This window comes from Pseudoxanthomonas sp. SL93 (assembly GCF_026625825.1).
GTDB lineage: Bacteria > Pseudomonadota > Gammaproteobacteria > Xanthomonadales > Xanthomonadaceae > Pseudoxanthomonas_A.
The window spans coordinates 1674851-1688517 of the sequence record NZ_CP113065.1; the positions used below are offsets into that span (position 1 = coordinate 1674851).

Here is a 13667-nt window from a genome sequence, read left to right on the forward strand (position 1 = left end):
CTAGTCGCAATCACGCGGACTGCCGCCGCATGGGCTGGGGTTTCAGATAAGTCAGCGAGCGCCACAGCCACTCCATCGGGCCGAAGCGGAAGCGCGACAGCCAGGCATGGCTGACGACGACCTGCAGCAGAAAGACCACGAACACGAAAGGCAGCTGCCAGGCGCGCGGCAGCTGCTCGAAATAGCCCAGGCCGTAACCGTAGAACACCCACGTGCAGACCAGGGATTGCAGCAGGTAGTTGGTCAACGCCATCCGCCCCGCAGACGCGAACCAGGACAGCGGACGCTGCCAGAACGGCGACTGCAGCGCGCGCATCACCCATGCCACGTAACCCAGGCACATCAGCAGGTTGGCGAGCAGTTGCAGCGCGAAGGCACTCGACAGGCGCAGGTTGAAGGTCGCCATGTCCATGGTCGGCGCCAGCGCCACCGAGCCCAGCATGGCCAAGAGGCCCACCGGCAGCGCCACCCAACGCAGCCCGCGATAGAGGCGCGGGAATTCGGCGGGACGCGCGATGGCACCGCTGCGCACGAACCAGGCGCCCAGCAGGAACATGCCGAACACGATGAAGCCGAACATGGTGATGTTGCTGAGCGCCAGCGCCGTGTCTTTCAGGCGCTGCACGGTGGCCTCCGCGTACGTGCCACTGCCGTAGGCGACGCGCTCGGCCTCGATCAGGGCCTGCATGTGCCTGGCCATCTCCCCCATCGTCTTGTCCCAGCCTTCCGTGCCGGCCAGCAGGGAGCCCAGCGCGCCCATCATGAACATGAAACCCACCGGCACCACGTAGGCACCCAGCCCCAGGCCCACGAACCAGCGGTGCGGCAGCGGGCGGAACGCCAGCAGCAGGAACGAGCACAACGCGTACATCACCAGCACGTCGCCGGCCCAGATGAAGATGGCGTGCACCAGGCCGATGCCCAGCAGCACCAGGCCCCGGCGCCAGTAGACACCCGCGAACGGACGCCCGGCCTGTTCGGCGCGCTGCGACATCACCGCGAAACCCATGCCGAAGAGCAGCGAGAACAGCGTGTAGAACTTGCCCTGCACCAGCACGTAGACCAGCAGGTCGGCGATGCGGTCGGCGCCCGACAGCGCCGGGTTCACGCCGGACGTCGACGCCATCAGTGGGCCGACGAAGCCCTCGATGTTCATCAGCAGGATGCCGAGCAGTGCGAAACCACGCAGTACGTCCATGGCCTGGATGCGGTCGCCGGGCGCGACGGGCGCCAGGTGCAGCGTGGTCGCTGTGCTCATTCGATTCCCCTGTGGTGTCGCCGGGATTAGACCATGGACATGGGTCCCCGCAAAAAGAAACGGCCCGCCGAAGCGGGCCGTCCTGATGCGCGATGATGATCCGCGGTGTCGCGACGATCAGTGGTGGTGGCCACCGTCGCCGTGCACGTGGCCGTGCTCGAGTTCCTCGGCGCTGGCTTCGCGCACTTCCACGATCTCCACGTCGAAGTGCAGGTCCTTGCCGGCCATCGGATGGTTGAGGTCGACGTCGACCACGCTCATGCCGATCTTCTCGATGGTGACCGCGCGCGGACCGAAGTTGGTCTGCAGCACCACCTGCTGGCCCGGCACCAGGCGCTGGTTGCCGAAGTGCTTCTTGGGCACGCGCTGGCTGAGGCCATCACGACGCTCGCCGTAGGCATCCGCCGCCGCCACGTCCACGCCGAAGCTGTCCCCGGCTTCGCGATCCTGCATGGCGGTCTCCAGCCCCGGGATGATGTTGCCGTGGCCGATCAGGATGGCCAGGGGTTCACGATCCTTCGAGGTCTCGATGGGCTCCTGGCCCGCTTCGGAGACGGTGTAATGGAAACGGACGACGCTGTCTTTTGCGATTTTCATGCGGGACTCTAGGCGGGGCCTGCCGGTGGGCAGGTTGGAGCGGCTTGTCGGCCGCCGGGGAATGCGGCGAAGATGCGCCGCAATGAAGGCCCGACATTATCCCGGCTTGACCATCCCAATGCCACCGCGCGCCGTGCTGCTCGCTGCTGCACTGCTGCTCTCCGCCTGCGGGGGTGGCGACCACGTCCGCAAGCCCGCCGCCCCGTCGGCGCAGGGCCGGGAATGGGCGCGCGTGGACGCCGCCGACCCGGTGGCCGCCAACGCCGTGCTGATGCGGGCCATCGGCCTGGTGGGCACGCCCTACCGCTACGGGGGCAATACCCCCGAGTCCGGGTTCGACTGCAGCGGGCTGGTGACGTATGTGTACCGCGAGATGCTCGACCTGCGCCTGCCCCGCACCTCGCGGGAACTGTCGCAGGTGCAGGGCCCACGGATCGACCCGCGGCGGCTGGCCCCGGCCGACCTGGTGTTCTTCGGCAGCAAGGGCAACGTCACCCACGTGGGCATCTATGTGGGCGAAGGGCGGTTCGTTCACGCCCCCAGCACCGGCGGCACGGTGCGCCTGGATCATCTGGACGGGGCCTACTGGCGGGACCACTACACGGGCGCCAAACGCGTCCTTCGTTAGGAATCGGTCAACTCTGTGACGGCGGGCGTTCACATTTAACGAATAAATAACGATTTATGAACCAAATGGTTGGCTTCGGCGGGCATTATCGACCTTCCAACCGTTGACCCCTCCCGCGCGTGACGACCGACAACGACCTGCCAACAGGCCTGCCAGCCGCCACCCACCGCCCACTGCGGGGGTTGAACACACTTCTTCTCAGCCTGACGCTCGGGTTTGCGAGCGCGACCTGCTGGGCCCAGAGCGCCCCGGTCGAGCCGCCGGCAGAGGCACCGGCCGCAGCGTCGGCCGACGTGGTCGCCACGCCCGCCCCTGCCAGCCGATCCGTCGTCAGCAGCGTCAAGGACAAGGCGGCGGAAGCCGCCACCGCCACGCTTTCCGCCCTGCTTCCACGCCTGGCCGCCAGCGACAGCCTGCCGCTGGTGGACCGCTCCGCGATGGTCGCCGGCGATATCAGCCGCTTGTTGGCCGCCTACGACCTGAGCAAGAGCGGCGTCGTGGCGCAGGAACAACAGGGTGGCAAGGTGCAGTCCGTACTGCAGCGCGCCCTGGCCCTGATGGGCACGCCGTACCGCTGGGGCGGCACCTCGCCGGACAGCGGTTTCGATTGCAGCGGGCTGGTCGGCTACGTGTTCCGCACCACGCTGGGCATCGAACTGCCGCGCGTCTCGCGCGACATGGCCGCCAAGGCCGATGCCGAACTGGTCCGCAGCCGCGACGAACTGCGCCAGGGCGACCTGGTGTTCTTCGGCCTGAAGGGGCGCGTCAACCATGTCGGCATCTACGTGGGCGAAGGGCGCTTCCTGCACTCACCCAGCAGCGGCAAGGACGTGCGCGTGGACAGCCTGATCACCGGCTACTGGGCCAATCGTTACCTGCAGGCGCGCCGCATCCCGATGTAAGGGGTTCGCCAGGCAAGACGTTCCGCTCCCGAAGGCCGCTATCCAGCGGCCTTCGTCGCATCCGCCTCGCGGTAGTGCTTGATGGTTTCCTCGATGCCCTTGCTGAGGGCCATCACCTTCAATGCGTACTCGGCCAGGTGGTGGTCCTCTTCCGACTCCGGCTGCCAGGCCGGCACGGCGATGGGCTTGCCCGTGGTGGCATCCATGGCGACGAACACGATGATGCAATGCGTGCACAGGCGCTCCTCGCCCCCCATCGGGTCGCGCGCGCGCACGCCCACGGCGAAATGCATGCTGCTGGTACCGGTGTAGACCAGCTTCGTCGATACCGTGACCAGGTCGCTGATGCGGATGGGCGATACGAAACGGATGCCGCCGACCGCCACGGTGACGCTGTAGTAGCCGCTCCAGCCGACCGCGGCGGCGTATCCCACCTGGTCGATCCACTTCATGACGACGCCGCCGTGCACCTTGCCGCCGTAGTTGACGTCGGTGGGCTCGGCCAGGAAACGGAAGGTCAGTTCGCGTTGCTCGCCGCTCATGGAGCTCTCCTCCGGGGATGATGGGCGACAGGGTACGCCAGCTTGCGCGCGTGCGGGGATGCGGCCATGCTCCGCAACGCGGCCGCTGGCGGCCGCCTTTCATGTGTTCGCGCCGAAAGGGGAGTCGTACGCGATGCAGGCATCCATGTTGACCAATCTTCTGCTGCCCCTGGCCCTGGGCATCATCATGCTGGGGCTGGGACTGGGACTGACGCTGGACGACTTCCGCCGCGTGGCGCGGTATCCGCGCGCAGTGCTGATCGGGCTGGCGCTGCAGACCCTGCTGCTGCCATGGGTCGCCTTCGGCCTGGCGCTGGGCTTCGGCCTGCCCGCCGAGCTGGCCGTCGGCCTGATGCTGCTGGCCGCCTCGCCCGGAGGGGCCACCGCCAACATCTACAGCCACCTGGCGCGCGGCGACGTCGCGTTGAACATCACTCTGACCGCGATCAACAGCCTGCTCTGCCTGCTGACGCTGCCGGTGATCCTCAACCTGTCGCTGGAGTACTTCCTTGGCGCCGGCCAGTACGTGCCGCCGCCGACGAAGAAGGTCGTCGAGGTGGCGGTGATCATCCTGCTGCCGGTCGCGCTGGGCATGCTGCTGCGCGCCAAGGCCCCCGGTTTCGCGGCACGCGCCGAAAAACCCATCCGCCTGCTCTCCGTCCTGGTGCTGGCGCTGCTGGTGGTCGCGGCCGTGGCGCAGGAATGGAAGACGCTGACCACCTATTTCGCGATCGTCGGCATCGCCTGCCTGCTTTTCAATCTGATCAGCATGGGCGCGGGCTATGTGGCGCCGCTGGCATTGCGGCTGCCGAAGAAGCAGGCCATCGCCATCGCCATGGAGATCGGCATCCACAACGGCACGCTGGCGATCTTCATCGCGCTCAACGTGCTGAAGAATTCCACCGTCGCGGTACCTGCCGCGGTCTACAGCCTGCTGATGTTCGTCACCGCCGCGGTGTTCGCGTGGCGGGTATCGCGCGATAAAGCCGCGAACACCATCTGACCGGTGGGAGCGACGTCACCCGCGATGGGAAGACCAAGCGGCGTCGATCGCGACTGAGGTCGCTCCCACGGGAGACACCCGACTCAGCCGGCGCGGGGCTCGCTCTCGTCCAGCCCCACGTTGGTGGATGCGGCCTCGTACACCGCCCGATCGAGAAGACCGGTTTCCTTCGCCACCAGCACCGGCACCAGCATCTGGCCGGTGACATTGGTCATCGTGCGCATCATGTCGAGGATGCGGTCGATGGCCACCAGCAGGCCGATGCCTTCCAGCGGCAGGCCGGCGGCGCTGAGCACCAGCGTCACCATCACCGTCGCCGTACCCGGCACGCCGGCGGTGCCGAAGCTGCCCAGCACCGACGCCAGCAGGATGACAAAGTACTGGTTCACCGACAGGTCCAGCCCGAAATACTGCGCCACGAAGACCGACGTCAGTGCGGGGTAGATCGCGCCGCAACCATCCATCTTGATGCTGGCACCCAGCGGCACCGCGAACGCGGCGTAGTCCTTGTCCACGCCCAGGTTGTGCGTGACGCTGCGGATCGATGCCGGCATCGAGGCGAAGCTGGACGAACTGACGAACGCGATCTGCATGCCCGGTGCGGCACCACGGAAGAACTTCCACGGGTTAAGCCCATGCGCCAGCAGCAGGCTGCCGTAGACAACCACGATGTGCAGCGCGCAGGCGAGGTAGAGCGCACCCACGAAGCTGCCCAGCGGCAACAGCTTCTCGAAGCCATAGGTGCCCACCAGCGCGCCGATCAATCCGAACGTGCCCAGCGGCGTCATCTCGAGCACGAACCGCGTGACCTGCACCATGGTGTCGCTGGCTTCGGTCGCCAGCCTTCGCAGGCCGGCACTGCGCTCGCCCAGCTTGACCAGGGCGAAGCCAAGCAGTCCCGCGAAGAAGATCACCTGCAGGATCTTCCCCTCCGTCAGCGCCTTGAACGGATTGGCCGGCACGATGTCCAGCAGCACCTGCACCGGTTTGGGCACCTCGCGAACCTGGTAGTCCGGCGCCATCATCAAACCCGTCAAGCCCTTCCCGGGCTGCAGCACCCAGCCTACCGCCAGGCCCACGCAGACGGCCAGGGTTGCGGTGATCGCGAACCACAGGAAGGTGCGCCCGCCCAGCGCCGCCACGGATTTCTGCCCATGCAGGCTGGACACCGCATTGATGATGGCGAAGAACACCAGCGGCACCGCGATCATCTTGATCAGCGTGACATACAGGTCACCGAGCGGCTTCAGCCAGGTTCCCGCTGCCGGCCCCAGCACCCAGCCCGCCAACGCGCCCAGCACGAAGCCCGCGACGACGCGCTGCCAGAACGGGATCTTCAACCAGGCGGACACCAGCTTCATCTGCGGAAAGGCCAAACAGGGGACCCGGCACCTTAGCCCAAGGCGCCGGGCAAGGCGACCGCGCGACTGGAATGCCGGGTGTCATAAGCAGGACACTGCACGGGCGGCATAATGACGGGCCTGCAATGAATCCGTCGCCCATGTCCCTGCGTTCCGCCGCCCTGCCCGCCGCCATCCTGACCCTGATTACTGCCCTGGCCGGTTGCGCCAGCAGCCCGCACACCTCTTCCGCCGCGACAGGCACCGTCGTCGATGTGCCGGCGGTGGACCATCCCCAAGGCGAAACGCCGCAGTGGTGGTACCGCAGCGGTGCCGCCAAGGCCGCGGGCAACGGCGCCATGCAGGGACGCGCGAAGAACGTCATCGTGTTCCTCGGCGATGGCATGAGCCTGACCACCGTCGCCGCCGCACGCATCCTCGAAGGCCAGCGCAAGGGCAACCCCGGCGAAGAAAACCTGCTGTCCTGGGAAGAGTTCCCGCACACCGCCTTCAGCAAGACCTACAACACCGATTCGCAGACACCGGATTCGGCCGGCACCATGACCGCCATCGCCACCGGCGTGAAGACCCACATGGGCGCCATCGGTGTGTCCGCGGGACACAAGGGCGAATGCACGCCCGACGGCAGCAAGGACCTGCTCAGCTGGCTGATGCTGGCCGACAGTGCGGGCCTGGCCACCGGCATCGTCACCACCGCACGCCTGACGCATGCGACGCCCGCGGCCACCTATGCGCACGTGTCGCACCGCGACTGGGAAAACGACAATGATCTGTCCGCCGAGGCCATCGAAGCCGGCTGCAGGGACATCGCGCAGCAACTGCTGGCATCCGCGCGCTTCGGGCACGGCCCGACGGTGGCGCTGGGAGGCGGTCGCGGCGAGTTCCTGCCCGTGGACGTGCGCGATCCGGAGGAAGACGACAAGGTCGGCCAGCGCCTCGACGGCCGCAACCTGGTAGCCGAATGGCAGCAGGCGCACCCCCAAGGCGCCTACGTCACGAACACGCGACAGCTGAAAGCGGCCGCCGATGCGTCACAGCTGCTGGGCCTGTTCGAATACGACCACATGCAGTTCGAACACGATCGCCGCAAGGACGACGCCGGTGAACCTTCCCTGGCCGACCTCACCCGCGCGGCGATCGACCGGTTGTCGCGCAACCCGGAGGGCTTCGTGCTGTTGGTGGAAGGCGCGCGCATCGACCACGCCAACCATTACGGAAACGCCTACCGCGCGCTCGATGAAACCGTCGCGATGTCGGACGCGGTGCGTGCCGCGACGGAATCCACCTCGCGCGACGACACCCTGATCCTGGTGACCGCCGACCACTCGCACACGCTCAACTTCGTCGGCTATCCCGTGCGCGGCAATCCCATCCTGGGCAAGGTGCGCGGCCAGGGTGGCGAAGACGACACGCCTGGCGACCTCGCCCGCGACCAGACCGGGCTGACGTTCACCACGCTGACCTATGCCAATGGTCCCGGCTACACCGGCGCCAGCAACCGCCAGCCGGCCGGCCCGAAGCACTTCCTGCACTCCCCCAGCAGCGTCGAACCGTCGGAAGGCCGCCCCGACCTGGGCCAGGTCGACACCGAACACCCGGACTACCTGCAGGAAGCCCTGGTGCCGCTGAAGTCGGAATCCCACGGCGGCGAAGATGTCGGCATCTGGGCCACCGGCCCCGGCAGCGACGCCCTGCGCGGCACACTGGAGCAGAACGTCCTCTACCACGTCATCGTGCAGGCCACGCCAAAACTGCGTGCACGCCTGTGCCGCGCGGGCACCTGCGACGCCAATGGCGTACCGGTCGAGTTGCCGAAGCCGGTGGATTTCGAGAAGAAGTGAGCGGGTTCGCCTAGCCTAAAAACAATCAGAACGGCTTCGCCAGCACCAGCCACACCACCGCGATCAGCAGGAATACCGGCGCCTCGTTGAACAGGCGCAGGCGGAACGATGTCGGCAGCGACCGGCCTTGCTCCACCCCCTTCAGCCAGCGCCCCGCGATGATGAAGTGCACCAGCATCAGCACCACCAGCGTCAGCTTGGCATGCAGCCAGCCGCCGGCGATGCCGAAGTACAGCCACAGCACCACGCCCAGGATCATCGCGATGCCGAACATGTTGTGGCCGAAGCGATAGAGCTTGCGTCCCATCAACAGCAGCCGCAGTTGCACGTCCGCCTGACCCTTCGTCTCGGCCAGGTTCACCAGGATGCGCGGCAGGTAGAAGACCGTTGCCATCCACGCGATGACGAAGACGAGATGGAAGGTCTTGACCCAGGGGTAAAGGCTGGCTTTGTCCATGCTGGCATTCCGGCGGGGAAGAATGCGTACAGGATACCCGTCGCCGGCGCGCCACTCACCCGCCCCGTATCATGGCCGCAACGGATGCGCGTGCACCTCGCTCTGTTTGTGGAGAACGAGACGTTGCATGACCCGAGCACATCCCGCCTTCCCTCCTTCGCCAGCACGCCAATGACCAAACAGTACGACGCCGATTATTTCCAACGCTGGTATCGCCGCGGCGACATCGGTGGCGCAGCACGATTGGCCCGCAAGGTGGCCTTGGCCGTATCCGTCGCCGAATACCACCTGGAGCGCCCCGTGCGCACGGTGCTGGACATCGGTTGCGGCGAAGGCGCCTGGCGCGCACCGCTGCTGAAACTTCGACCGAAGCTGCAGTACCTGGGATTCGACAGCAGCGAGTACGCGATCCGGCGCTTCGGCCGCACGCGCAACCTGCACTTCGCGCGTTTCGAGGATTTCCAGTACCTGCGCCCGTGCGCGCCGGTCGATCTGCTGGTCTGCTCGGACGTCATGCATTACCTCACCACCCGCGAACTGCGCCGGGGATTGCCCGGGCTGGCGGAGCTCTGCGGGGGCGTGGCCTTCCTGGAAACCTTCGCCCGCGAGGACGAATTCGAAGGAGACCACGCCGGTTTCCAGTCGCGTCCGTCGGCATGGTACCGACGCCAGTGGCGGGCACACGGCTTGCAGGCGATAGGCAACCATTGCTGGCTGGGGCCTGCCCTGGCAGGGGATACGGCCGCCCTGGAGTCATTCGACTGATCCCGGAGGACGGCCCGGACAACCTGAACAGGCCTCACGCGGGCAACGTGCCTTTGCGGTATGCTGCGGCGCAGCACTCTGCACCAAAAGTGGGATCAGCCCGGTCATGACCTTGTACCAACTGCACGAACTCGGACGCGCTTGGATGGCGCCGCTGGCCTACATGGCCGAAGCCAACGCACGGATGTTTTCCACGCCGACAAGCTGGCTGTCGAATGTGCCGGGTGCCGAGCGCATCGCCGCGGGCAACGAACTGATCCACCGCATCGGCAAGGATTACGAAAAACCCGCGTGGGAGATCCACGAGGTACAGACCAACGGCCGCAGCGTGCCGGTGGTGGAACAGGAAATCATCAAGAAGCCGTTCTGTCGCCTGCTGCGCTTCAAGCGCTACACCGACGATGCGGACAGCATCGCGGCGCTCAAGGACGATCCGTCCGTGCTGGTGGTGGCGCCGCTTTCCGGCCACCATGCCACCCTGCTTCGCGACACCGTGCGCACGTTGCTGGTCGACCACAAGGTCTATGTCACCGACTGGGTGGACGCCCGCATGGTGCCGGCCTCGGAAGGCGCTTTCAGCCTGGACGACTACATTGCGTACGTGGAGGAGTTCATCCGCCATATCGGCGCGGAAAAGCTCCACGTCATCAGCGTCTGCCAGCCCACGGTGCCGGTGCTGGCGGCGGTGTCGCTGATGGCGGCCCGTGGCGAAGCGACGCCCCGCTCGCTGGTGATGATGGGCGGCCCGATCGACGCGCGCCGCAGCCCGACCGAAGTGAACAGCCTGGCCACGCGCAATCCGCTGTCGTGGTTCGAGAACAACGTCATCCACACCGTGCCGCAGCCGTATCCGGGCGAAGGCCGCCGCGTGTACCCGGGCTTCCTTCAGCATGCCGGTTTCATCGCGATGAACCCCAGCCGCCACTTCATGTCGCACTGGGACTTCTATGCCGACCTGGTGAAGGGCGACCTGCAGGACGCCGAGTCGCACCGCAAGTTCTACGACGAGTACAACGCCGTGCTCGACATGCCGGCGGAGTACTACCTGGACACCATCCGCACCGTCTTCCAGGAGTTCCTGCTGCCGCGTGGCAAGTGGACGGTCAACGGCGAACTGGTGAAGCCGGCGGCCATCAAGAAAACGGCGCTGCTGTCCATCGAGGGCGAACTGGACGACATCTCGGGGCTGGGCCAGACCGCGGCCGCGCATGACCTGTGCACGGGCATCCCGAAGGCACACCACCAGCACATCACCGTGGAAGGCGCCGGCCATTACGGCATCTTCAGCGGCCGCCGCTGGCGCGAGAAGGTGTATCCGCAGGTGCGCGATTTCATCGCGAAGTACGCCGGCTGAATCAGTGTTGCGGGAGGGTGTCGGCTTGTCGGCACCGGTAAGTCTCCAAGCTGAAACGGATACCTATCTGCTTGATGTCGTGAAAAAGGCCGCCTTCACAGGCGGCCTTTTCGTTTGCGACCGGCGGGTGCCGACATGCCGGCACCACCCACGATCCGGCATCACACCACCGGGCTGCGTACCAGCAGGTGCTTGGCCAGCCAGCCGTGGAAAAGGCCGGTCAGGCGCGCCAGGTGCAGCGTGGCGAACAGCAGCAGGATGCCGGCCACCGATGCCAGCGGCAACAGCCAGGGTGCCTCGTTGACCAGGCTCCAGCCGCCGAAGTTCAGGACATAGTCGAACGGCAGGAAGTACGCCACGGGCGCTGCGATCAATGCCAGCGACAAGGCCAGCAACGTGATGGCCACCGAGAAGTACAGGATGCCCAGCGGGTGCATCAGCAGCAGGTACAGCATCGCCGTCCAGGTGCGGCCGTCGGTGAACAGTTCCTTCAATCGCGTCATCCACGGCTTGTCGCGCTGGGTGTAGAGCGGACGGCGCGGCATGCGTTCACCCAGCAGCACTTCAACCACCCGCCCCTCGACCAGCGACAGCAGCCGTACCGACATCAGGAACAGCAGCAGCAACGGAATGCCGATGATCAGGATCAGCAGACCCACCGACAGGCTGGCGCCGGTCACGACCCAGGTGAAGTAGAACGTACCGGTGGCCAGCGACAGCAGCATGTAGAACAACGCACCGTAGGTACGCGGATCGGCGGCGACGCCGAAGAACCGGCCGAGCAGCGACTTGCGCTTGGGGGGCACCGGCGGCCGCAGGGCGCGCGTCACGGTGACCTCGGTCTCGCGGTAGATCTCGGCCACTTCCTCCGGCGCACCATAGCTGCCGGCGACGGACGCGATCACCTCGGCTTCGGACTTGCCCGGATTCTCCGCAAGCTCCGAACGCAGGTATTCCTCCGCGTCGTAGACCGCGTCCTGGACCATCGCCTTGTCGGCCCCTGCGAGCGCCGCACGCAGCTGGTCCAGGTACTCGGGGATGGTGGTGGGCAGTCGCCCGGCAGTGGATGTGGTGGTGTTCATGCGGGTACCCCCTCGAGGACGGAATCAACGGAATCGCGGGTGGCGCGCCAGGCGGCGATCCAGGACTGCAGCGTCTGCCGGCCCACGTCGGTAATGCGGTAGTAGCGTCGCGGCGGTCCCGCCACCGAGGGTTCGACGAAACTGTCCAGCAGTCCGCCGCCCTCCAGGTTGCGCAGCACCGGGTACAGCGCGCTCTGCTTGCCGCTCAGCACGCCCTCGCCCACGCGCTCCAGCTGCTTGGCGATCAGGTAGCCGTAGAGCGGCTCCCCCGCACGCGCCAATACCGCCAGCAACGCCAGCGAGACCGTGCCGGCACTGAGCTCCTTCTGGAACTTCTTCAGTTGTGCATCGGAATCGTTCATGGCTCCCCCTTGTGCGGGACGACCGCTAGGTTGGAGACGATGCTATGTCGAAGTTTGATATAGCGAATGTGCCAGTAGTCACTCCCACCCTCGCCATCCCTACAATCGGGCCATCTCCCGTCCCGGAACCACCATGCGCCTGACGCCCCTGCTGCTCGCCTGCACCTTCGCCCTGACCCATGCCCATGCCGCGGAACCGCCGAAGTACCTGAGCGCGAAGGAGATCCTGGACGCTTCCCCGGCCGCCGACTGGCGCACGCTGGACCCGGCCAACACGCTGTACATGGACCTGCCCGCGGGGCGCGTGGTGATCGAACTGGCGCCGGGTTTCGCGCCGGCGCACGTGGCGAACATCCGCACGCTGGCGCGCGAGGGCTTCTGGAACGGGCTGGGCATCTACCGTTCGCAGGACAACTTCGTGGTGCAGTTCGGCGATGCCGATGCGGAAGACAAGGCAAAGGCCAGGCCGCTGGGGTCGGCGAAGACGGCGCTGCCGGCGGAATTCGCCCGCAAGGCGGCCGGGCTGGACTTCACCCGCCTGCCCGATGTGGACGGATGGGCGCCGGAAGTCGGCTTCGTCGACGGTTTCCCCGCCGCGCGTGATCCGAAAGCGGGCGAAGCATGGCTGGCGCACTGCTATGGCGCACTCGGTGCCGGCCGCGGTGGTCCGCCGGACAGCAGCAACGGCAGCGAGCTCTATGTCGTCACCGGGCAGTCGCCTCGCCAGCTGGACCGCAACATCACGCTGGTGGGCCGCGTGGTGAAAGGCATGGAACTGCTCAGTGCGATTCCGCGCGGGCCCGAGCCGATGGGCTTCTACGAGAAGCCGGAACTGCGCACGCCCATCACCACGATCCGGCTGGCCAGCGATGTGCCCGCCGCCGAGCGCACGCCGCTGCAGGTATTGCGTACGGATTCGAAGACGTTCGCCGCCGCCACCGAAGCGCGCCGCAACCGGCGGGATGGCTGGTATCTCCGCCCCGCCGGGCATATCGACCTGTGCAACGTGCCCCTGCCCGTCAGGACGCCGCCCGCGCCCTGATACGCGAACCCACGGGAACACCGGCATCGCCGCACGGCGGCGATGCTTGACAGCGCGGCCTGATGGCTTGATATTTAGCAAATACGTTAATTATCTAAGTACCTATGGCCACCGACCGCATCTTCGACGCCCTCGCCTCGCGCCCGCGTCGTGAAATCCTGGCGTACCTGTCCGCGCAGGAGCTGACGGCCGGCGAGATCGGCGCGCGCTTCGCGATGAGCGCGCCGGCCATCTCCCGCCATCTCTCGGTGCTCGAAGCCGCGGGCCTGGTGGCCAGCGAACGCCGCGGACAGTTCATCTATTACCGGCTTACGCCCGACAACCTGGTCAACACGCTGACCGGCTTTGCCTTCGAGGTATGCCCCACGGCGGGACCGCTGAAACGCGAATCGCGTCAGCGCGCCAAGCAGGCCGTCACTGCGCGCAAGCCCGCCCCCGCCAAACCCCGCTGACTTCCGCCTCTCTGCCAGGAA

General features: G+C 66.6%; 14 protein-coding genes and 1 pseudogene. 8 read left to right on the forward strand and 7 right to left on the reverse strand.

Annotated features, from left to right (window positions below; genetic code table 11):
- Positions 1-10 precede the first annotated feature (10 nt).
- Together OVA13_RS07910 and OVA13_RS07915 are read right to left on the reverse strand one after the other, a co-directional pair.
- On the reverse strand, positions 11-1258 hold the full coding sequence (locus tag OVA13_RS07910) for a DUF418 domain-containing protein (protein ID WP_267793229.1): 1248 nt from the start codon (positions 1256-1258) through the stop codon (positions 11-13).
- 117 nt (positions 1259-1375) lie between these two features.
- On the reverse strand, positions 1376-1855 hold the full coding sequence (locus OVA13_RS07915; protein ID WP_267793230.1) for an FKBP-type peptidyl-prolyl cis-trans isomerase: 480 nt from the start codon (positions 1853-1855) through the stop codon (positions 1376-1378).
- Positions 1856-1937: 82 nt separating this feature from the next.
- On the opposite strand from OVA13_RS07915, the gene OVA13_RS07920 reads away from it, so the two are divergent.
- Positions 1938-2483, forward strand: a complete 546-nt coding sequence (locus tag OVA13_RS07920) for a C40 family peptidase (protein WP_267793231.1) — start codon at positions 1938-1940, stop codon at positions 2481-2483.
- 119 nt (positions 2484-2602) lie between these two features.
- Positions 2603-3385 carry a C40 family peptidase gene (locus tag OVA13_RS07925; protein ID WP_267793232.1) on the forward strand — a complete coding sequence of 261 codons (783 nt, stop codon included), beginning with the start codon at positions 2603-2605 and terminating at the stop codon, positions 3383-3385.
- A 38-nt stretch (positions 3386-3423) separates the two neighbouring features.
- Here OVA13_RS07925 and OVA13_RS07930 read toward each other — a convergent pair whose 3' ends face one another.
- Positions 3424-3927, reverse strand: coding sequence for an acyl-CoA thioesterase (locus tag OVA13_RS07930; RefSeq protein WP_267793233.1), 504 nt, complete (start codon positions 3925-3927; stop codon positions 3424-3426).
- 145 nt (positions 3928-4072) lie between these two features.
- Here OVA13_RS07930 and OVA13_RS07935 point away from each other — a divergent pair, with 145 nt between their 5' ends.
- Positions 4073-4930, forward strand: coding sequence for a bile acid:sodium symporter family protein (locus tag OVA13_RS07935; protein WP_267793234.1), 858 nt, complete (start codon positions 4073-4075; stop codon positions 4928-4930).
- Between the two features lie 83 nt (positions 4931-5013).
- Here OVA13_RS07935 and OVA13_RS07940 read toward each other — a convergent pair whose 3' ends face one another.
- Positions 5014-6291: a dicarboxylate/amino acid:cation symporter gene (locus OVA13_RS07940; RefSeq protein ID WP_267793235.1), complete on the reverse strand. Its 1278-nt coding sequence runs from the start codon at positions 6289-6291 to the stop codon at positions 5014-5016.
- A gap of 140 nt (positions 6292-6431) precedes the next feature.
- Between OVA13_RS07940 and OVA13_RS07945 the strand changes: the two genes are divergently transcribed.
- Positions 6432-8132: an alkaline phosphatase family protein gene (locus tag OVA13_RS07945; protein ID WP_267793236.1), complete on the forward strand. Its 1701-nt coding sequence runs from the start codon at positions 6432-6434 to the stop codon at positions 8130-8132.
- Positions 8133-8157: 25 nt separating this feature from the next.
- Here the strand turns inward: OVA13_RS07945 and OVA13_RS07950 are convergent, their stop codons facing one another.
- Positions 8158-8589, reverse strand: a complete 432-nt coding sequence (locus OVA13_RS07950; RefSeq protein WP_267793237.1) for a CopD family protein — start codon at positions 8587-8589, stop codon at positions 8158-8160.
- A 171-nt stretch (positions 8590-8760) separates the two neighbouring features.
- On the opposite strand from OVA13_RS07950, the gene OVA13_RS07955 reads away from it, so the two are divergent.
- Positions 8761-9354 (forward strand): class I SAM-dependent DNA methyltransferase, encoded by a 594-nt coding sequence (locus OVA13_RS07955; protein ID WP_267793238.1) that lies wholly within the window; start codon positions 8761-8763, stop codon positions 9352-9354.
- A 106-nt stretch (positions 9355-9460) separates the two neighbouring features.
- A complete protein-coding gene (gene phaZ, locus OVA13_RS07960; protein ID WP_267793239.1) occupies positions 9461-10708 on the forward strand; it encodes a polyhydroxyalkanoate depolymerase in 1248 nt (415 codons plus the stop codon).
- Between the two features lie 161 nt (positions 10709-10869).
- Here phaZ and OVA13_RS07965 read toward each other — a convergent pair whose 3' ends face one another.
- Complete coding sequence (locus OVA13_RS07965) at positions 10870-11790, reverse strand: sensor domain-containing protein (protein WP_267793240.1); 921 nt, start codon at positions 11788-11790, stop codon at positions 10870-10872.
- The gene (locus OVA13_RS07970) at positions 11787-12152 is read right to left on the reverse strand and encodes a PadR family transcriptional regulator (RefSeq protein WP_267793241.1); all 366 of its coding nucleotides are present in this window, start codon (positions 12150-12152) and stop codon (positions 11787-11789) included. The genes OVA13_RS07965 and OVA13_RS07970 overlap by 4 nt, the downstream gene beginning before the upstream one ends.
- Positions 12153-12357: 205 nt before the next feature.
- Here OVA13_RS07970 and OVA13_RS07975 point away from each other — a divergent pair.
- Positions 12358-13194 (forward strand): annotated as a pseudogene (locus OVA13_RS07975) (peptidylprolyl isomerase); the annotation flags it as partial.
- 104 nt (positions 13195-13298) lie between these two features.
- Complete coding sequence (locus OVA13_RS07980) at positions 13299-13646, forward strand: metalloregulator ArsR/SmtB family transcription factor (RefSeq protein WP_267793243.1); 348 nt, start codon at positions 13299-13301, stop codon at positions 13644-13646.
- The last annotated feature ends 21 nt before the right edge of the window (positions 13647-13667 follow it).